The 18,622-nt window shown below is 60.3% G+C and carries 17 protein-coding genes and 2 pseudogenes; 13 read left to right on the forward strand and 6 right to left on the reverse strand.

Annotated features, from left to right (window positions below; genetic code table 11):
- Positions 1 to 69: 69 nt before the first annotated feature.
- Entirely contained in the window at positions 70 to 663 is a 594-nt protein-coding gene (locus HB376_RS34565; protein WP_255631735.1) for a 5-formyltetrahydrofolate cyclo-ligase, read from the reverse strand.
- A 23-nt stretch (positions 664 to 686) separates the two neighbouring features.
- Here HB376_RS34565 and HB376_RS34570 point away from each other — a divergent pair, with 23 nt between their 5' ends.
- The 4 genes from HB376_RS34570 to HB376_RS34585 all read left to right on the forward strand — a co-directional run bounded on the left by HB376_RS34570 (position 687) and on the right by HB376_RS34585 (position 5,612).
- Complete coding sequence (locus tag HB376_RS34570; RefSeq protein ID WP_213768190.1) at positions 687 to 2,657, forward strand: lytic transglycosylase domain-containing protein; 1,971 nt, start codon at positions 687 to 689, stop codon at positions 2,655 to 2,657.
- A gap of 118 nt (positions 2,658 to 2,775) precedes the next feature.
- On the forward strand, positions 2,776 to 3,732 hold the full coding sequence (locus HB376_RS34575) for a complex I NDUFA9 subunit family protein (RefSeq protein ID WP_213768192.1): 957 nt from the start codon (positions 2,776 to 2,778) through the stop codon (positions 3,730 to 3,732).
- A gap of 33 nt (positions 3,733 to 3,765) precedes the next feature.
- Positions 3,766 to 4,386 carry a glutathione S-transferase family protein gene (locus HB376_RS34580; RefSeq protein WP_213768193.1) on the forward strand — a complete coding sequence of 207 codons (621 nt, stop codon included), beginning with the start codon at positions 3,766 to 3,768 and terminating at the stop codon, positions 4,384 to 4,386.
- Positions 4,383 to 5,612, forward strand: coding sequence for a multifunctional CCA addition/repair protein (locus tag HB376_RS34585; RefSeq protein WP_213768195.1), 1,230 nt, complete (start codon positions 4,383 to 4,385; stop codon positions 5,610 to 5,612). The genes HB376_RS34580 and HB376_RS34585 overlap by 4 nt, the downstream gene beginning before the upstream one ends.
- 14 nt (positions 5,613 to 5,626) lie before the next feature.
- On the opposite strand, the gene HB376_RS34590 is transcribed toward HB376_RS34585, so the two are convergent.
- Both HB376_RS34590 and HB376_RS34595 read right to left on the reverse strand, forming a co-directional pair.
- On the reverse strand, positions 5,627 to 5,821 hold the full coding sequence (locus HB376_RS34590) for a DUF2905 domain-containing protein (RefSeq protein WP_213768198.1): 195 nt from the start codon (positions 5,819 to 5,821) through the stop codon (positions 5,627 to 5,629).
- Between the two features lie 4 nt (positions 5,822 to 5,825).
- Positions 5,826 to 7,040: an SAM-dependent methyltransferase gene (locus HB376_RS34595; protein ID WP_213768200.1), complete on the reverse strand. Its 1,215-nt coding sequence runs from the start codon at positions 7,038 to 7,040 to the stop codon at positions 5,826 to 5,828.
- 13 nt (positions 7,041 to 7,053) lie between these two features.
- Between HB376_RS34595 and HB376_RS34600 the strand changes: the two genes are divergently transcribed.
- From HB376_RS34600 to nudC, 6 genes and pseudogenes are all read left to right on the forward strand, one after another.
- On the forward strand, positions 7,054 to 7,893 hold the full coding sequence (locus tag HB376_RS34600; RefSeq protein ID WP_213768202.1) for an SDR family oxidoreductase: 840 nt from the start codon (positions 7,054 to 7,056) through the stop codon (positions 7,891 to 7,893).
- Between the two features lie 44 nt (positions 7,894 to 7,937).
- Positions 7,938 to 8,339, forward strand: coding sequence for a dihydroneopterin aldolase (locus tag HB376_RS34605; RefSeq protein ID WP_031362233.1), 402 nt, complete (start codon positions 7,938 to 7,940; stop codon positions 8,337 to 8,339).
- Positions 8,340 to 8,413: 74 nt separating this feature from the next.
- Positions 8,414 to 9,310 (forward strand): annotated as a pseudogene (gene ttcA, locus HB376_RS34610) (tRNA 2-thiocytidine(32) synthetase TtcA); the annotation flags it as partial.
- A gap of 131 nt (positions 9,311 to 9,441) precedes the next feature.
- On the forward strand, positions 9,442 to 10,803 hold the full coding sequence (gene glmU / locus HB376_RS34615) for a bifunctional UDP-N-acetylglucosamine diphosphorylase/glucosamine-1-phosphate N-acetyltransferase GlmU (RefSeq protein WP_213768204.1): 1,362 nt from the start codon (positions 9,442 to 9,444) through the stop codon (positions 10,801 to 10,803).
- A gap of 99 nt (positions 10,804 to 10,902) precedes the next feature.
- Positions 10,903 to 12,720 (forward strand): glutamine--fructose-6-phosphate transaminase (isomerizing), encoded by a 1,818-nt coding sequence (glmS, locus tag HB376_RS34620; protein ID WP_213768207.1) that lies wholly within the window; start codon positions 10,903 to 10,905, stop codon positions 12,718 to 12,720.
- A 309-nt stretch (positions 12,721 to 13,029) separates the two neighbouring features.
- Complete coding sequence (gene nudC / locus HB376_RS34625) at positions 13,030 to 13,974, forward strand: NAD(+) diphosphatase (RefSeq protein WP_213768208.1); 945 nt, start codon at positions 13,030 to 13,032, stop codon at positions 13,972 to 13,974.
- Between the two features lie 203 nt (positions 13,975 to 14,177).
- On the opposite strand, the gene HB376_RS34630 is transcribed toward nudC, so the two are convergent.
- Positions 14,178 to 14,693, reverse strand: coding sequence for a GNAT family N-acetyltransferase (locus HB376_RS34630; RefSeq protein WP_213768210.1), 516 nt, complete (start codon positions 14,691 to 14,693; stop codon positions 14,178 to 14,180).
- Between the two features lie 149 nt (positions 14,694 to 14,842).
- On the reverse strand, positions 14,843 to 15,109 hold the full coding sequence (locus HB376_RS34635; RefSeq protein WP_213768211.1) for a hypothetical protein: 267 nt from the start codon (positions 15,107 to 15,109) through the stop codon (positions 14,843 to 14,845).
- Positions 15,110 to 15,379: 270 nt separating this feature from the next.
- On the opposite strand from HB376_RS34635, the gene HB376_RS34640 reads away from it, so the two are divergent.
- Positions 15,380 to 16,642: a multidrug effflux MFS transporter gene (locus HB376_RS34640; protein ID WP_213768212.1), complete on the forward strand. Its 1,263-nt coding sequence runs from the start codon at positions 15,380 to 15,382 to the stop codon at positions 16,640 to 16,642.
- 25 nt (positions 16,643 to 16,667) lie between these two features.
- On the opposite strand, the pseudogene HB376_RS41425 reads toward HB376_RS34640, so the two are convergent.
- Positions 16,668 to 16,895 (reverse strand): annotated as a pseudogene (locus HB376_RS41425) (alpha/beta hydrolase); the annotation flags it as partial.
- 313 nt (positions 16,896 to 17,208) lie between these two features.
- Between HB376_RS41425 and HB376_RS41430 the strand changes: the two are divergent.
- On the forward strand, positions 17,209 to 17,748 hold the full coding sequence (locus tag HB376_RS41430; RefSeq protein WP_255631736.1) for a hypothetical protein: 540 nt from the start codon (positions 17,209 to 17,211) through the stop codon (positions 17,746 to 17,748).
- A gap of 181 nt (positions 17,749 to 17,929) precedes the next feature.
- Positions 17,930 to 18,562 (forward strand): hypothetical protein, encoded by a 633-nt coding sequence (locus HB376_RS34650; RefSeq protein WP_346730646.1) that lies wholly within the window; start codon positions 17,930 to 17,932, stop codon positions 18,560 to 18,562.
- The last annotated feature ends 60 nt before the right edge of the window (positions 18,563 to 18,622 follow it).

Below are 18,622 nucleotides of genomic sequence, written 5' to 3' on the forward strand. Positions count from 1 at the left end.
GGAACCTAACAACCCCGCAACATCCCCCGCCCACCAAACCCCCAAAAAACCGTCCACCGGTGCGAACGCTCAATAAACCGTTGATTCGGTCACAATCGCCCCGAGTGGCAAATCAAACTCCCCCCTCGGCAGGGCATCACACTTCGCGGATTCAAAAGCCACCCCAATCGTAGCCGGCGCCAGGCGCCCCGGCCAATTCGCCAACGTCCGATCGTAATACCCACCCCCATATCCCAGCCGATATCGATCGGCATCGAAACCCACACAAGGAATAACGAGCAAGTCCGGCACCACCACCCGCTCCTCGGCCGGCACAGGAATACCATACCGCCCCTTCTTCATCGCCGCGTTCGGCTGCCAGGCATGAAAAATCAGCGGCGCCCTCGGCGCAACCACCACCGGCAATGCCGCCCTCCGCGATGCATTCAGCGCCAGCCAGACAGTCAGCACATCACGCGCATCGAACTCCCCGGCAACCGGCCAATAAAAGCCAATGCACGATGCATTGGAAAAGCGTGCGACCGCTTCCATCAAACGCCGAGCCAACGCTTCACCACGTGCACCCTGATCGGCCCGAACGCCTTGCGCCTCGCGGGTTGCAAGCAGGTTCGAACGCAGCGCGCTTTTGGTTTCCAGCAGAGGGTTGCGTGCTATGCTTTGCATCACTTCGCGCTCCAGAAATAACGATGTCAAAACGTCTCAAACGAGTATATCTCGCTGCCGCAACCGCGCTCGCCGCGATCACGCTGATCGGATGCGGTACCGCCTCCGCCGTGCGCCCGACAGCAGCTGATTATTCGCTCTCGCCCGACGACCGCACCTTCATCCAGTTGCGCGAAGCCGCGCGCTCGAATGACGCCGGCCGTGCCATGCAACTCGCCGCGCAAATTCCGAATTATCCGGCGCCGGGTTATGTCGATTACTTCACCATCAAGCCGCAACTCTTCGACTCGCAAGGACACGCGCGCGTCGACGCACCGGACGAACCGGTCCTCGCGTTCCTGCAGCGCTACGACGGCCAGGCTATCGCCGACCGCATGCGTAACGACTATCTGAACGTGCTCGGCGCGCGCCACGACTGGCGCAATTTCCTCGACCAATACTCGCGCTTCGTCCTGAACGACGACACGCAAGTGAAATGCTACGCGCTCGAAGCACGCGCGTCGCGCGGAGAAAATGTGTCGGACGCCGCGCGCGCTCTGCTCGTCGATCCTAAATGGTATGGCGATGGCTGCGTCGACCTGATCAACGCACTGGCCGTCTCGCAGCAATTCACCGCGGATGACGTCTGGCAGCAAATCCGCCTCGCCTACGAACAGAACTACACGAACACCGGCAGCCGCATCGCGGACGCGCTTGGCCAGGTACGCCCGGATCAAAGCGTCTTCGACACCGCCGCCAGCACCCCGCCGCTGTATCTCGCACGCGGCGTAGGTCGAGACACATCGTCGCATCAACTGGCGCTCGTCGCCATCACCCGCATGGCACGCAACGATCCGGCCATGGCCGCTGCATCGTTCAGTTCGGTCGCGCCGGCGTTGACGCCGTCGGAACGCGCTGTCGGCTGGGGCACGATCGCGTATCAGGCTGCATTGAAGCGGATGCCGAGCGCGGTGGACTGGTATCGGCTCTCGGTGAATGCACCGTTGTCGAATCCTGCCTATGAATGGCGCACGCGCAGCGCGTTGCTCGCCGGCGACTGGACCATGGTGCGCTGGTCGATCGAACAAATGCCGCCCACGCTGCGCAACCAGCCCGCGTGGATCTACTGGCACGCACGCTCACTGAAGCAAGCCGGCGACACCGCCACGGCCAACCAGGAATTCACGAGCATCGCGGATCAGTTCAACTTCTACGGCCAGTTGGCGTCTGAAGAACTCGGCCAGAAGATCACCGTGCCGCCGCGCACGGAAGTGAGCGACGCCGAAATCGCCCAGGCTGCATCGGTGCCGGGTTTTGCGCTGTCGCAGAAGTTTTACGCCATGAACCTGCGGCTCGAAGGCAACCGCGAATGGAACTGGCCGCTGCGGACCATGACGGACCGGCAATTGATCGCCACGGCTCTGTACGCCAAGCGGATCGAATTGTTCGACCGCGCGGTAAACACGGCCGACAAAACCAAGACCGAACACGATTTCTCGTTGCGGTATCTGTCGCCGTATCGTGATGTGGTCGAGCGTGAGTCGAAAAACACCGGGCTCGATGTCGAATGGGCGTATGGCCTGATTCGCCAGGAATCGCGGTTCATCATCAACGCGAAGTCGGAAGTGGGCGCGGGCGGCCTGATGCAGTTGATGCCCGGCACCGCGCAACTCGTGGCGAAGAAAATCGGCATGGGACCGGTATCGCGTGAACAGATGAATGACCTCGACACCAACATCCTGCTCGGCACGAATTATCTGGCCATGGTCTACAACCAGTTCGACGATTCCGCCGTCCTCGCAACCGCCGGTTACAACGCCGGCCCGGGACGCCCGACGCAGTGGCGTTCCACGCTCAGCGCACCGGTAGAGGGCGCGATTTTTGCTGAAACTATTCCGTTCACCGAAACCCGCGACTACGTCAAGAACGTGCTGTCGAACACCGTGTATTACGCGGCGCTGTTCGAAGGCCGTCCGCAATCGCTGAAAGCGCGGCTCGGTTATATCGCGCCGTAAGCGGCCTGCAACAAGACTCGCCGCGCGTTTCGCTTTTCCGGTCGATACGGTTAATCGAAAGTCACGCGCGGCGGCGTCGCCCTGACGCTTTCGCGGACCGCCACTTACAGAGGCGAACATGCGGCATCAAACCATTGCGTTGATCGGCGGATCGGGGTTTATCGGCAGTCATCTGGTGAACGCGCTTGTCGAGCTTGGCAAAAACGTGCGCATTGCCACGCGGCGTCGCGAGAACGCGGCGCATCTGACGTTGCTGCCCGTGGATGTGATCGAAACCAATGTCTTCGATTCCGTCCAGCTCGCCGCCTTCGTCTCCCAAGCCGACGCAGTGATCAATCTGGTCGGCATTCTGCAAGGCAAGCGCGGCGATCCTTATGGTCCGCAATTCGCCAAGGCGCATGTCGAGTTGCCGAACAGGATTGTGGCCGCGTGTCAGGCAAAAGGCGTGCGGCGCTTGATCCACATGAGCGCGCTTGGCGCGGATCCGAAAGGGCCGAGCATGTATCTGCGCTCTAAGGGTGACGGCGAAAAGGCCGTGCGCGAATCGAATCTGGCGACCACGATTTTTCGTCCATCCGTGGTGTTCGGGCCTGAAGACAACTTCCTGAATCAGTTCGCATTTCTCGAACGGATTTTTCCGGTGATTCCGCTGGCGTGTTCGCAAGCGAAGATCCAGCCGGTTTTTGTCGGTGACGTTGCCAAAGCCTTCGCCAACGTGCTCGATCTCGATGCCTCCAGTGGCCGCGTTTATGAACTCGCCGGACCGACGGTGTACACGCTGGAAGAACTGGTCAGGTTCAGCGGCGCGGCAATTGGCAAAAACGCGAAGATCATCCGCTTGCCGGATATCCTCGGCCGCCTCCAGGCGATTTCGCTTGAACTCGCGCCCGGCGAACCCATGATGTCGCGCGATAATCTCGATTCCATGAAAACGCCTGCGGTGGCAAGCGGTCCGATGGCGCCGGAACTCGGCATTGAAGAACCGGCGAGCATTGAAGCAATCGCGCCCATGTACCTCACGGGATCATCGTCGCGTTCGCGCTTCAATACATTCCGTGCGTCGGCCGGGCGTTGATTTTTGCTAGTTATTCAACTTTAGATATCTGCGATGAAACTCGTTATTGGTGACAAGAATGTGTCGTCATGGTCCATGCGGCCGTGGCTCGTGCTCAAGCACTTCGGCATTCCTTTCGAGGAGACGATGATCCGCCTCGCGCGGCCGGATTCCTCCGCGAATATCCTCGCGCATTCGCCGTCGGGAAAAGTGCCTTGCCTCGTGACCGATGCCGGCGACGCCGTATGGGAATCGGTCGCGATCATGGAAACGCTGGCCGAGTTGTTCCCGCAGCACGCGTTGTGGCCGCGGGACAGCGCCGCGCGGGCGCACGCTCGCAGCATCAGCGCGGAAATGCACGCGGGTTTCGCTGATCTGCGCGAACAGATGTCGATGAATATCCGGCACCAGGCCTTCGGCCAGCAACTCACGGCGGGCGCGTTGGCGAATGTGAAACGGATCGACCTGATCTGGCGCAATTGCCTCGACGCGCACGGTGGCCCGTTCCTGTTCGGCCACGAATTCGGTATTGCCGACGCGATGTTCGCGCCGGTCGTCATGCGTTTCAATTCCTACGCGCCCAAGCTGAGCGAAACGGCGCTCGCTTACGCCGCCCGCATCACGGCATTGCCTGCTGTTGCAGAGTGGATTGAAGGCGCACGGAACGAGCGATGAACATTTACGCCGTGGGCGGCGCGATCCGCGATGACATGCTCGGCCTGCCGGTTCAGGACCGCGATTATGTCGTGGTCGGAGCCACGCCCGAGCAGATGACGGCGCAAGGTTTCAAGCCGGTCGGCAAGGATTTCCCCGTGTTTTTACATCCGCAAACGCATGAGGAATATGCGCTCGCGCGGACCGAGCGCAAGACATCGGCGGGATATCACGGCTTTCAGTTTTTCTACGCGCCCGACGTTACGCTAGAAGAAGATCTCGCGCGCCGCGATCTGACCGTCAACGCAATGGCGCGCGAAGTGCGCCCGGATGGCGAGCTGACCGGACCGGTGATCGATCCGTTCAATGGCCGCGCTGATCTGGAAGCGCGTGTGTTCCGGCATGTGGGTGAAGCGTTTATTGAAGATCCGGTGCGGATTCTGCGCATCGCGCGGTTTGCGGCGCGTTTCGCGGATTTCACTATCGCTGACGAAACGCTCGCGCTGATGAAACGCATGGTCGCCGACGGCGAAGTCGATGCGCTCGTGCCCGAGCGCGTGTGGCAGGAAGTGTCGCGCGGCTTGATGGAGAAAACGCCGTCGCGGATGTTCGAGGTGCTGCGCGAATGCGGCGCGCTCGCGCGGATCCTGCCCGAGGTGGATTCGCTGTGGGGCGTGCCGCAACGTGCCGACTATCACCCGGAAGTCGATACCGGCGTGCACGTGATGATGGTCCTGGATTACGCGGCGGCGCACGGTTATACATTGCCGGTGCGCTTCGCCGCGCTGACCCATGATCTCGGCAAGGCGACCACGCCCGACGATATCCTGCCGCGTCATATCGGCCATGAAGGGCGTAGCGTCGATCTGCTGAAGCCGTTGTGCGAGCGTTTGCGCGTGCCGAACGAATGTCGCGATCTCGCGTTGCTGGTGGCGCGTGAGCACGGCAATATTCATCGGGTGATGGAGTTTGGGGCGGCGGCGCTGGTGCGGTTGTTCGAGCGTTGCGACGCGCTGCGCAAGCCTGCGCGGTTTGCTGAAGCACTACAAGCCTGTGTCTCCGATGCCCGCGGCCGGCTTGGTTTGAGCCAGCAACCGTATCCGCAGGCCGAGCGTTTGCGCGACGCGTTGGTGGCGGCGCGTGCGGTCGATGCCGGCGCCGTCGCGCAGCAGTACGCGAACGAGCCGGGGAAGATCAAGGACGCGGTTCACGCCGCGCGCGTGGCGGCGGTGGACGCGGTGCTTTAAAGCAGCTTCGCAGATCAAAGCGCCCGCGCCAGCAACGACAGCACGAGCGAAAGCAAAATGGTCGACATGAACGGGAACGGATATTCCCGTCCGAAAAGCCGCAGCGTGAAATCGCCGGGTAACTTGCCTATGCCGAGTTTCTTCATCCACGGCAAACACGCCGAGAGAATCGACAATGCAATGAACGTGGTGAGTACCCAGCGGATCATGATTTCATAAAGTATGTGAGCGGTCGCCGGACGAGAACGCGGCCAGCGTGTCGTCGATACCCCGCGAAAACGCGATCACCTTGAACAACTCGCCCATTTCCGCCTCCGATAACAACTTCTGAACCGCGTTCGCAGCGGGCAGAAAGCGCCGGGCGTCGGTGGGATCGAGGTCGGAAAGCGCGTCGGTAATACCGGCGTTCATCAGGAAACGCGCCTGCGACGTGAAGCCGAGCAGATCGGCGCCGGCCTCTGTACCAGCCTCCGCGATCCCCGAAAACTCCACGTGCGCCGTGATGTCCTGCAGGCCGGGATACAAAAACGGATCACCGTGCGACCGATGCCGGTAGTGGCACATGAGCGTGCCCTGAGCACGCTGGGCGTGATAAAACTCGCGCCTCGGAAAGCCGTAATCGATGAAAAACGCCGCGCCGCGCGTGAGCATCGTGCAGATGGTGCGCGTGAAAGCCAGCGCCGCTTCATGCGTTTCGCTCAGGTATTCGACGAACGGCTCGTCGTTGACTTCATCGATGGTGGCATCTATTTCGGCCAGCAGCGGATCGTCCAGCGCGGCTAGCAGGGGTTTGTCGTCGAATGCGAAACGGTTGTTCGTCCACGATACGCCGCGCTCATGCCACACGCCCAGTTTGCGCACGACCAGGCGCACAGGCATGGCGTCGAGCACTTCATTGCCAATCACCACGCCTTCAAAACGCTCCGGCAATACACTGAGCCATTGCACCTTCGATGCCAGTTCGGGCGCATCCGCTTCAATCGTCGCCCGCTGGCGTTCCTGCAATTCGCCGGATAAATCCACGATCGCGTAGTTGTCGAAGGGGATATCCAGCGCTTTCAAAGCGTTCAGCAGCCCGGCGGCGAGCTTGCCCGTGCCCGCGCCGAATTCCATCAAATTGCGCGTACCGCTGTCGCGTAAGGCTTGAGCGACCGGCCGCGCGAGCGTCGCCGAGAACAGCGGCGACATTTCCGGTGCGGTGACAAAGTCGCTGCCGTCGTCGCCGCGTTTGCCGAATTTCATCGAGCCGCCGCTGTAATAGCCGAGGCCGGGCGCGTAAAGGGCAAGTTGCATATACCGGCTAAACGGCAGCCAGCCGCCCGCCGACGCGATTTCCGCCCGGATGCGTGCTGTCAGCGCCTCGGACTGCGCGAGCGCGTCGGAGCCGGGAACAGGTAAACTGTCGGATTCGTGAGCTTTTGGATTCATTCCGGCATTGTAAATGAGCGTTTCTTCGTCCACTTCTCCAGATTCTTCCGCGCCGAAAGCCCGCGTGGTGCTGATCACCGGCGCGGCGAAGCGCATCGGCCGCGGCCTCGCGCTCGGTTTCGCTGCGCGCGGATGGGACGTCGCCGTGCATTTTGGCGGTTCTGAGGGACAGGCGCAGGAAGTCGTCCAGTCGATACGCGCCCTCGGCCGCCGCGCGGTCGCTCTGCATGCGGATCTCGGTGTGGAAAGCGACGTGGCGCGGCTGGTGCCGGCGTGTATCGACGCGTTGGGTGGTCTGCATTGCGTGGTGAACAACGCGTCGAGTTTTGTCGAAGATACCGCGCGCGATTTCAGCTACCCGCGCCTGCTCGAGATGATGGCGGTCAACGTTGGCGCGCCGTTGGCATTGGCGCGCGCGCTGTACGACGCCACGCCCGATGCCGCCGCCGACGATGAAACCCGGCGCGGCTGCGTCATCAACGTGCTCGACCAGAAGCTGTACAACATGAATCCCGATTACCTGTCGTACACGCTGACCAAGGCGGCGCTGGAAAACGCAACCGTCGCGCTGGCTCAGGCGCTTGCGCCGAAGTTGCGCGTGGTCGGGCTTGCCCCGGGCCTCACGCTACCTTCCGCCGACATGACGCAGGCCGAGTTCGAGGCCGCGCATCGGGTAACGCCGTTGGGGCGGGCTTCGCGGGTGGAGGATGTTGTCTCGGCGGCGTGTTATCTCGCCGACGCTTCAGGCGTGACGGGTACGACGCTGGTGGTGGATGGCGGGCAGCATCTCGTGCCGTCGCCACGCGACATCATGTTTTTGACCGCAGGCCGCAATCCGGGCGGCGGCGCTTAGTAAGTTAATCTCAGTCAGTCAATCTGAATCACCAGGACATCACCATGCTTGCCGCACTTTCGCATCCCCGGCTCGCCGATTGCCGGCGGCTTTTTCTGCGCAATTACGAAGTGCGCATCAACATTGGCGTGCACGATTTCGAAAAGCAGGGCGAGCAGCGCGTGGTGATCAACGTGGAATTGTTCGTGCCGCTGGCGTTATCGACGCCGACTGAGGACAAGCTGCGCGAAGTCGTCGATTACGATTTCATGCGCTCGACCATCGCCAAGCGCGTGGGCAAAGGGCATATCCACCTGCAGGAAACACTCTGCGATGACGTCGCTGCCGCTTTATTGGCGCATCCGAATGTGCGTGCCGTGGTGGTATCGACAGAAAAACCGGACGTTTATCCCGATTGCGATGCCGTGGGCGTCGAAGTCTTTCGCATCAAAGAGGTGACGGCATGAGTTCGCTAACGGAAACGGAAACGGAAGCGCCGGTGGTTCAGGAGTTGGCATCTGTCCCGACAATGCGCGAGCCAATGACCCGCCGCGAGCAGAAGCAGGCCTACGAGAACAACAAGTTGTTCAAGCGGCTGGCGCGTCAGGTGGGTGAGGCCGTCACCGACTACAAGATGATCGAAGACGGCGACAAGGTCATGGTCTGCCTGTCCGGCGGCAAGGATTCGTACGCGATGCTCGAACTCCTGATGCGGCTGCGCGAACGCGCGCCGATCAACTTCGACATCGTGGCCGTGAATCTCGACCAGAAGCAGCCGGGGTTTCCGGAGCATGTGCTGCCTGAGTATTTGAGCAAGCTGGATATCCCGTTTCATATCGAGAATCAGGATACGTACAGCATCGTCAAGCGGTTGGTGCCGGAAGGCAAGACGACGTGTTCGCTGTGTTCGAGATTGCGGCGCGGGATTTTGTATCGCGTGGCCGGTGAGCTTGGGGCGACGAAAATTGCGCTTGGGCATCATCGCGACGACATTCTGCAAACTCTGTTTTTGAATATGTTCTATGGTGGCAAGCTAAAAGGCATGCCGCCGAAACTGCAATCCGACGATGGCAAGAACATCGTGATCCGGCCGCTTGCTTACGCGAAGGAAAAAGATCTGGAGAAGTTCGCCGAGCTGCGCGAATTCCCGATCATTCCGTGCAATCTATGCGGTAGCCAGCCGAACCTGAAGCGCGCCGAAATGAAGGCACTGATCCGCGATTGGGAAAAGCGTTTCCCGGGCCGCGTGGAAAATATGTTCAACGCGCTGTCGAATGTCGTGCCTTCGCATTTGATGGATCACAAGCTGTTTGCGTTCGGCGGATTGCGCGCGACGGGCGTGGCGGACCCGGCCGGGGATATCGCGTTCGATGAAGACCCGTGTTCGACTGAAACACCATCGCAGATTATTTCGATTGTTCAATTCGACGATATTTGACATTCGGCGACGATATTTGACACCGGGCTACTAGCCCGCAGAAACGTTACTCAGCAAGGCTGCGCCGGGGTTTTCCGTCCGCCCGCGCGTGCTATATTGGCGGCTCCAAACACTTCCATGAAGCTGACGCCATGAACATTGTTATTTTGGCGGCAGGCACGGGCAAGCGCATGCGTTCCGCCTTGCCGAAAGTCCTTCATCCCCTGGCTGGCCGGCCGCTCCTTTCCCATGTGCTCGACGTTGCGCGTGCGCTCAAGCCCACGCGGCTTGTCGTCGTGATCGGACACGGGGCGGAACAGGTTCAAAAGGCAGTCGGCGCACCCGATGTCCAGTTCGCCGTGCAGGACCAGCAACTGGGCACCGGCCACGCGGTTCAGCAAGCGCTGCCGCTGCTCGACCTTTCCGTGCCAACGCTCATTCTTTACGGCGATGTGCCGCTCACCCGCGTCAGCACGCTGCAACGCCTGGCCGATACCGCCGCCAACGGCCGCTACGGCGTCCTGACCGTCACGCTGGACGATCCGACCGGGTACGGCCGCATCGTGCGCGATCCGACGGGCGCCGTGCAGTGCATTGTCGAGCAGAAAGACGCCAATGCCGGGCAGTTGACGATTGCCGAGATCAACACGGGCATTGTCATTACGCCGACCGCGCAGTTGGGCGAATGGCTGGCATCGCTAAAAAACGACAACGTGCAGGGCGAGTTTTATCTCACCGATGTCGTCGAGCGCGCGCTCGAAGCCGGCATTGAAGTGGTTACATCGCAACCGGACGAAGAGTGGGAAACGCTCGGCGTGAACAGCAAGCAGCAACTCGCCGAACTCGAACGGATTCATCAAGGCAATGTCGCCGAGGCGCTGCTGACCGCCGGCGTCACGCTGCTGGACCCCGCGCGCATTGATGTGCGCGGCACGCTGACCTGCGGACGGGATGTTTCCATCGACGTGAATTGCGTCTTCGAAGGCGACGTCACGCTGGCGGATAACGTGACCGTCGGCCCGAATTGCGTGATTCGCAACGCGTCAATTGGCACGGGGACGCGGATTGATGCATTCACGCACATTGAGGGCGGCACGACCGGCGCGAATGTCGTGCTGGGGCCGTATGCGCGCTTGCGGCCGGGCGCGGTGCTCGGTGACGAAGCGCACGTGGGCAACTTCGTCGAAGTGAAAAACGCGGTGTTCGGGCGTGGGTCGAAGGCGAACCATTTGAGCTATATCGGCGACTCGGATATTGGGGCGCGAGTGAATATCGGTGCGGGCACGATCACGTGCAACTACGACGGCGCGAACAAATTCCGCACGGTGATCGAGGACGATGTGTTTGTGGGCTCGGACACGCAATTCGTTGCGCCGGTGCGAGTGGGGCGTGGTGCTTCCATCGCGGCTGGGACGACGGTCTGGAAGGATGTCGCGGAAGATCAGCTCGTGCTGAACGAAAAAACTCAGGTCAGTAAGAGCGGTTACGTACGGCCGACAAAAAAGAAAGCTTGAACAATACGGACGGCTCTGTCATGTGCTTGAGCGCGCGCCCTGGCGGCGAGCGCCGGGCGTTTTCGAGCGATTCAAAAACAATCTGAAAAGGACAACGCCATGTGCGGAATTGTCGGCGCGGTTGCGCAACGTAACATCGTATCGGTGCTGGTCGAAGGTCTGCGGCGGCTTGAATATCGCGGCTACGACTCTTGCGGTGTAGCCGTGATTGCCGATGGCGAACCGAAGCGCGCGCGCAGCGTTGCGCGCGTGGCCGATCTCGCCGATCAGGTTCGCGATACGCATCTGGAAGGCGTAACTGGCATTGCGCACACGCGTTGGGCGACCCACGGCGCGCCCGTCACGGACAACGCACATCCCATCTTTTCGCGTAACGAACTGGCGCTGGTGCATAACGGGATCATCGAGAATTACGAGACCTTGCGGACCATGCTGCGCGGGAAGGGCTACGAGTTCGTCTCGCAGACCGATACCGAGGTCATCGCGCATTTGATCCACAGCATGTATCGCGGCGATCTGTTTCAGACCGTGCGCGACGCCGTGAAGGAATTGCATGGCGCGTACGCCATTGCCGTGATCCACAAGGATCAGCCGCATACGGTTGTCGGCGCGCGGCAGGGGTCGCCGCTGGTTGTAGGCGTGGGCGACGGCGAGAACTTCCTGGCCTCCGATGCGCTCGCGCTCGCCGGCAGCACGGATCGTTTTGCGTTCCTCGATGAAGGCGATGTGGTCGAGATCACGCTGGATGGCGTGAAGATTGTCGATCGCGATGGAATGCCGGCCGAGCGCGAAGTGCGCGTGGTCGCGGCGTATGGCGGCGCGGTTGAGCTTGGGCCGTATCGGCATTTCATGCAGAAGGAAATCTTCGAGCAACCGCGCGCGATCACCGACACCATTCCTCAAACCGATCGGTTCGCAGCAGAGTTGTTCGGGGCGGACGCGGCAGAGGTTTTCGCCGATATCGACAGTGTGCTTATTCTTGCGTGCGGCACGAGTTCGTATGCGGGCATGACGGCGAAGTACTGGCTTGAATCGGTTGCGAAGATTCCGACGCAAGTGGAGATTGCGAGTGAGTACCGGTATCGCGAATCGGTGCCGAATCCGCGGGCTTTGGTGGTGGTGATTTCGCAGTCGGGCGAGACCGCCGATACGCTGGCCGCTTTGAAGCATGCGCAGGCGCTGGGGCATAAACATACGCTGGCAGTTTGCAATGTGGCTTCCAGCGCGATGGTCCGGCTGACGAAGCTCGCGTTTCTCACGCATGCGGGGACCGAGATTGGGGTAGCTTCGACTAAAGCGTTTACTACGCAGTTGGTCGGGATGTTTGTGCTGGCTGTCACGCTTGGGACGTTGCGTGGGCATGTGAGTGAGAAGCAGGAAACCGATTATCTGACGCAGTTGCGGCATTTGCCGGCGGCGCTGAATAGCGTGCTGGCGCTGGAGCCGCAGATTATTGCGTGGTCGGAGGAGTTTTCACGCAAGGAGAATGCGTTGTTCCTCGGGCGTGGACTGCATTATCCGATCGCGCTTGAAGGCGCGTTGAAGCTTAAGGAGATTTCGTATATTCATGCGGAAGCTTATCCGGCTGGGGAATTGAAGCATGGGCCTTTGGCGCTGGTGACTGAGGCTATGCCGGTGGTGACGGTGGCGCCTAATGACACGCTTCTGGAGAAGTTGAAGTCGAATATGCAAGAGGTCAGGGCGCGAGGCGGCGAGTTGTATGTTTTCGCCGATTCCGATACGCGGATCGTTAGCGAGGATGGGATTCACGTTATAAGGATGCCTGAGCATTATGGGCTGCTTTCACCCATTCTTCATGTCGTGCCGCTGCAGTTGCTGGCTTATCACACGGCTTGTGCCAGAGGGACAGATGTGGATAAGCCCAGGAATTTGGCGAAGAGCGTGACTGTGGAGTGAGGGGGGATGTTTCGCAGACCAAGCTCGGATACGTCGTTGCCAACTGTAATCATCGCGCAGCATTCCAGATAACCGAGCACTGCGAGCGACATCAGTGCTGCGTCCACCAACATTCCATCGTCACCCGTTCGTTTGTGCGAAGGTTTAGTCGCCGCTACGGCAATGACCGGACAACGATAGGGCTTGAAGTCGCAAACGAGGCATGCGGACCGAAGACCATCGGTTTCTTCAATTGCAACCCCGGCGAGCGACCGGACTGAACCCCGTGCCATACTTGCGGCTCCTCTCGCCCCTATGTCAACGACCGTGATGATTGCCTCTTCCGCGTCCATCGGCTTTAACTTCAACCCCCTCGACCGCCGCTCCGACAAGCGGGACGACCACGCCTTCTTCGAGCACCTACGCGGCGACCCGGCCGCGCGCTTTCTTGTCTTCGACGGCGACGTCCCCTTGCTCAAGCGAGGCAGCGGGCATGACCCTTGGTTCGTCGCCAGCGAGACCGCTGCCTTCGGCCAGCCGCTTCATAGCATCTTCCTCGGGGAAGACACCGACGGCAGCGGACGCTTTGCGCTCGGCTTCGCATTCAACCCTGCCCCGGAGGACCCATCGCCAGGCACCGGCTATGACCGCATCGATCTTCGCTCGCTCGCGCTGCAAGACCTCGTCGCTGCGGGCGTGCTCGGAATACTGGCCGAGGCGAAGTCGATGCTCGACTGGCATCGCCGCCACTCCTTCTGCGCAAACTGCGGCTCTCCAAGCCGCGTCACGGCGGCCGGCTGGCAACGCATCTGCGATGTTTGCGGCACGCGCCATTTCCCGCGGGTGGATCCAGTCGTGATCATGCTGGTAATAGACGGCGAACGGTGTCTGCTCGGACGCCAGCGTCAATTCGCCCCTGGCATGTACTCGGCGCTTGCTGGTTTCGTTGAACCCGGCGAGACCGCGGAAGACGCCGTGCGCCGCGAAGTGATGGAGGAGGCTCGCGTGAAGTGTGCACAGGTTGTCTACTTCGCGTCGCAGCCGTGGCCGTTTCCTTCATCACTGATGATCGGCTGCTTTGCGCAGGCGAGCGATACCGACATCGTCGTCGATACGGATGAACTCGAGGACGCCCGCTGGTTCTCGCGCCAGGAGGTTGCGGCGATGCTCGCGGGAACGCATGCGGATGGGCTGTCGACGCCCAAGCCGTTCGCCATCGCTCATCATTTGGTGCAGGCGTACGTCGAGAAGGGTGGTTCGGTATTGCTCGGCTGAGCGTCCCGCAAAAGGAGCGCTTGCAATTGCAGGGAGTCGCCTGGTGCGCGAGGCCAGAAGCTGGATCGCTCACTCCGGCGTAAGGCGTCGGTGGGGACCGATTCTCGCAGTCCCTCAAGCTTATCCCATCGGCGCGATTCGAATGACGCGTGCCGACCTGCCTCGTCCATCCGACTCATTCTGCACGGCCGTGACTGCAACTTTCATGGTCGTCCGGTCGAAAGCTGGTAGGCCAGTTTTTCGTACAGTGACCAGACATAGCCGTCTGGTTTCAGTCCTGCGCGGATAAAGCCAAGCGACTCGTAGTAGGCGCATAGCTTCGCGTTTTGGACGTCGCAGTCGAGCCGAACAAAACGCCGGTTCACGCCGCTCACCTTGTTAGCGCACCAATCAAGCATGAAGCTGCCAAGTCCATGTCCGTTAAAACCTTTTCTCACGCAAAGCCCATGCACATAACCGGCGATCGGTTCTTGCGTCCCCCAGTGGCTGTCATCGTCGAAATCGAGCGAAAACGTTCCGACGGACGTGCCATCTTGCTCGACGACATACACATCTTTTTGGGAAACATTGTTTAGTACCCATCTCTCGGAAAATCCGTCTCCTTCCTTGCCCCACGCATAGTCGCAGTGCGCCACCTTCTTTGCGTGTGCATCGTTACGGATTTGCGTGAGAGCCGGTACGTCCCCTTCCCCTGCCATACGGACGATTCTTTTTGTCATCACTTATCCCTTTGATAGCTACGGGAGAGCGAATGTTAGCAGTATGCCGTCACAGTGAGAGCGGGCCCCACGCTCGTTTTTCGTGGAGGTGCCAAGGCTTGCGCCCGGGCAACGGCTGACGTATCAGACTGGGCGCTCAAGCGGTAGCTCTACTTCTGAAAAATGGCGATGTTTTCTACAAGCCAGCGGGTCAGAGGCAAAGGAGCTTCTCCCGTCACCTCCTGGACAGTCGTGGTCGTTTCGCTCATTGCCGAGTCGCGGAATGCCTGGTCGAGACCGACAAGCAGGTCAACGACGAACGCCGGAAGCCCTTCTGCCAGCAGAACATCTCGCTTCTGTTCGAGGGTTCGCTCCCCATAAATGACTTTGCGGCCTGGCAGTCGTGAAAGTTCGTCTGCAATTTCATGCATCGTCATGGCACGTGGGCCCGTGAGGTGATAGACACGCTGAGACTCAGGTTCCAACGATCAAGTGGTGCTTTGCATCGACCGCTACGGCCGACTGCGCGGGCGGTAGCCGCCCACAGAAGGACGCGACGCAACTGTCAAACACATGCACCCGCAATGGGCATCGTGTCGAATTGCAAGATGACAGGCACAATACGCAGCGATGCCGCCGAAACGCGTCGTGCTCGATATTCGAATGCGCCGATACCGCATCACCGAATTCGCCTCTTCGATGCTTTCATGAACCACACTATCCTCGACCGTCCTGTCCCTCCCGCGCCCGTGCCGAATTCGCCGCGCTTCCTGCTGTTCCTGATCTGCCTGTTCGCCTCCGCCGGGCAGCTTGCGATCGATATCTACGTGCCGGCGCTACCCGCGATGGCGCGTTTCTTCGCTACTTCGCCTCAGGCAATCCAGTCGAGCGTTTCCGGCTACATGGCGGCTTACGCGCTCGGCCAACTCGTCTTCGGGCCCGTAGCCGATGCATACGGACGCAAACCCGTACTGGCTTTCGGCCTCGTCATTTTCACGATCGGCTGCCTGCTGTCGCTCGCCGCGCCGAATCTGGAGACGTTTCTCCTCGCCCGCTGCCTGCAGGGCTTCGGCATCGCCGCCACGAACCTGCTCGCGAAGGCAATCATCACCGACTCGTTTTCTGGGCAGGCGCTGATGCATGCGTTCACCTACATGGCAATCGCGTGGGGGCTTGCGCCGATCGTGGCGCCCGTGATTGGCGCCCACCTGCAGACGTTGTTTGGCTGGAAGGCCTGCCTCGTCTTCCTGCTCGTCTATTCGCTTGTAATGTGGGCGGTGATCTGGCGATACCGAGAAACGTTGCTGCGCCCGGTGCGCCTGGAGCCGCGCGCGCTGATGACAAACGCGGGCAAGGTGCTCTCGAGTCCGGTGTTCCAGAGTTGCTTCCTCGCCCAGGGCCTGTGCTACAGCATCTTGCTCGTCTTCAACATCATCGGACCGTTCATGGTGCAGAACACGCTGCACAAGCCCCCGACCTATTTCGGCTACCTCGCGCTCGGCATCGGGATGATGTATTTCCTGGGCGGCCTGTCGAACCGTATGCACGGCCCGCGTCTGCCGACCCCGGAACAGCGGCTGTACATCGGTGCGCGCTTGATGGCGGCCACGTCGATTGCGATGCTGTTACTTGCGCTGACGGTCGGCCTGCGCGTATGGACGCTCGCGACACCGGTGCTCGTGATGGGGTTCTGCGCAGGCGCGATGTATCCGACGTTGATGGCCAAGGGCAATTCCCTGTTCCCGCATATCGCGGGCCTGACAAGCGCGATCCTCGGATGTGCACTGCTGCTCGTGTCGTCGGCAATGATGGGGCTCGCCGGCTTCTTGTCGGTGCAGGTCCTGACGCCGCTCGCGGTGTTCTTCGTGATCCTCGCGTTCGGGGTGGTCTGGATGGTGACGAAGCTGCTGCGACATCTGGCTCAACTGCAGCCCGACGCAACCGTGTGCCGCAATGGCAAGGTGGCGTAGCGCGTAACCGGCGGCTGCTCAGGCGATCTGATTTCCTTGGAACGCCATCAGGGTTCTTTTCCGATTGGATAAAGAGCGGCGGAATTGCGCTGATGAGCACCGCCTTCGTTACGCGCCCGTTTCCGGTGCCGTGTCGGACGACATACCGTGTCACCTCGCCTCCGCCCGTGGAATGACCGATGTGCACCGCATTCTTGAGATCGAGCGCCTTGGTGAGTTCGGCGACGTCGGCTGCGTAGGTGTCCATATCGTTGCGCGCACGGTTTGGGTCGATCGGACCATCATAATCAACGGTGATCGTGCCGGCACCCGTGTTCTCGCCGTGAAGCATGCGAGCTTGCTCAGGCTTGCTCGCGACGGATAACTGGGCCCGCCTCATCGAGGCCAACGTACCGCTTGAGAAGCGGACATTGCGGGCTCTGGTTAAGCGCGCCTTCAACATGCTTACGGTACGTCAAGGCGATCGGTCTTGACGCCACAAGATTCGCCATGAACCGGCTATCTATCTGTATTATATCGATTATTTGCGATAATTTTCCGCGAAAAGATCCGCCAGAATAGCCGCCATGATCGCCTCCAAGCCCAAATATCCGTATTACGCGGTTCACCGGATGCATCCGCTGCTGCCTTCCGAGCCGAAGCTGGACGCCCTGCGCCCGTTAGCCGCCGATGTGATCGGGCGGGCAAAGGATCTGGCAGCCTACGGCATGCCGCATCTGCGCAATCTGCTGCGCGAGGCGCTACGGCCGATGAACTCCTACTATACGAACAAGATAGAGGGACAACATACCGAGCCGCTGCTGATCGAGCGCGCGTTGCAAAAAGATTTCTCCAGCAGGCCTGATGAAGCGCGCAAGCAACGCATCGCGGTCGCTCATATTGTCACCGAGCGCTGGGGCGAAAAGACTTTCTCCACATTCGACTCCAATGTGTTCTTTGAAGCGTCCGTACCTCAAGCCATTCGCCTATCTGGCAACCGTCGAGTCGATGGACAGAGCCCGGTTCAAAGGCATGATGGGGCTAGCGAGCCGAACCGCGGATCGTGTGCTGGCGGATCTTTTCAAGCTGGGCATCGTTCGCTCGAGAACGCCCAAAGGTCCCGTTGAACTCGCATTGCCAATTACCTTGTTCCGATATCTGTTTCCGCGTCTATGGCCGGAAGCCGAAGCTGATACTGCTTGAAAAACGACCGAACACATCTGGGTAATCGTCGGTTGTTACGCTCGCCACGCGTCACGACCATGCCAGCTCAACGCGAACTCCAATCATCCGCACAGCAGCCCCTTCGTGGACGATCACGCAACAAATATTGCGGTAGCATTGCCACTGCCATCGCGCCGTGGGCGCATATCTCAATTCGTCATCTTGCTATCCGTGAAAAATCCTGCCAAACCCTCGTGGGTCGACATCAAGGCTCAACTCTCCGCGTTCGATCGCGCTGGTCTGCTAGGCCTCGTCCAGGACCTGTACGCCGCAAGCAAGGACAATCAGGCGTTTCTACACGCCAAATTCGGCTTGGGAAACGATGTCCTGAAGGTATACAAAAAGGTCATAGACACATGCGTATGGCCAGACGCTTTCAAGAATCAAGACGTATCGGTCTCGAAAGCGAAGAAAGCGATCTCCGACTACAAGAAAGCAATTGGTCGGCCAGAGGGCCTGACGGAACTTATGGTGTTCTATTGCGAGCGGGCCGCTGGATTCTGCGATGACATCGGGATGGAAGACGATGCCTTTTTCGGAGCGCTGGTGCGTATGTACGAACAGGCGCTGAAGTCGGTGGCCTCCCTGCCGGATGTCGAACGCGATGCGTTTATCGCCCGGCTCGATGCAGTACGCCGCGTTTGTGCCAACTTCGGTTACGGGGTCAGCGACGACATGAACGCACTGTTTGCTGATTACGTCTCCGACGACCGCTAATCGCGAACCAGGGTCACGATGGAGTAAGAGCTTGGCTCGTCCCGTTGCTAGGGTGGTGCG

The sequence above is a fragment of the Caballeronia sp. dw_19 genome, from assembly GCF_018449515.1.
Classification (GTDB): domain Bacteria; phylum Pseudomonadota; class Gammaproteobacteria; order Burkholderiales; family Burkholderiaceae; genus Caballeronia.

Bases quoted from the DNA above. Each gene is read 5' to 3' on its own strand.
- HB376_RS34630 (WP_213768210.1), bottom strand. From the start codon at position 14,693: ATGACAAAAAGAATCGTCCGTATGGCAGGGGAAGGGGACGTACCGGCT.
- glmU (WP_213768204.1), top strand. From the start codon at position 9,442: ATGAACATTGTTATTTTGGCGGCAGGCACGGGCAAGCGCATGCGTTCC.
- HB376_RS34600 (WP_213768202.1), top strand. From the start codon at position 7,054: ATGAGCGTTTCTTCGTCCACTTCTCCAGATTCTTCCGCGCCGAAAGCC.
- HB376_RS34590 (WP_213768198.1), bottom strand. From the start codon at position 5,821: ATGATCCGCTGGGTACTCACCACGTTCATTGCATTGTCGATTCTCTCG.
- HB376_RS34575 (WP_213768192.1), top strand. From the start codon at position 2,776: ATGCGGCATCAAACCATTGCGTTGATCGGCGGATCGGGGTTTATCGGC.
- HB376_RS34640 (WP_213768212.1), top strand. From the start codon at position 15,380: ATGAACCACACTATCCTCGACCGTCCTGTCCCTCCCGCGCCCGTGCCG.
- nudC (WP_213768208.1), top strand. From the start codon at position 13,030: ATGATTGCCTCTTCCGCGTCCATCGGCTTTAACTTCAACCCCCTCGAC.
- HB376_RS34585 (WP_213768195.1), top strand. From the start codon at position 4,383: ATGAACATTTACGCCGTGGGCGGCGCGATCCGCGATGACATGCTCGGC.
- HB376_RS34605 (WP_031362233.1), top strand. From the start codon at position 7,938: ATGCTTGCCGCACTTTCGCATCCCCGGCTCGCCGATTGCCGGCGGCTT.
- HB376_RS41430 (WP_255631736.1), top strand. From the start codon at position 17,209: ATGATCGCCTCCAAGCCCAAATATCCGTATTACGCGGTTCACCGGATG.
- HB376_RS34570 (WP_213768190.1), top strand. From the start codon at position 687: ATGTCAAAACGTCTCAAACGAGTATATCTCGCTGCCGCAACCGCGCTC.
- HB376_RS34580 (WP_213768193.1), top strand. From the start codon at position 3,766: ATGAAACTCGTTATTGGTGACAAGAATGTGTCGTCATGGTCCATGCGG.
- HB376_RS34595 (WP_213768200.1), bottom strand. From the start codon at position 7,040: ATGAATCCAAAAGCTCACGAATCCGACAGTTTACCTGTTCCCGGCTCC.
- glmS (WP_213768207.1), top strand. From the start codon at position 10,903: ATGTGCGGAATTGTCGGCGCGGTTGCGCAACGTAACATCGTATCGGTG.
- HB376_RS34635 (WP_213768211.1), bottom strand. From the start codon at position 15,109: ATGACGATGCATGAAATTGCAGACGAACTTTCACGACTGCCAGGCCGC.
- HB376_RS34565 (WP_255631735.1), bottom strand. From the start codon at position 663: ATGCAAAGCATAGCACGCAACCCTCTGCTGGAAACCAAAAGCGCGCTG.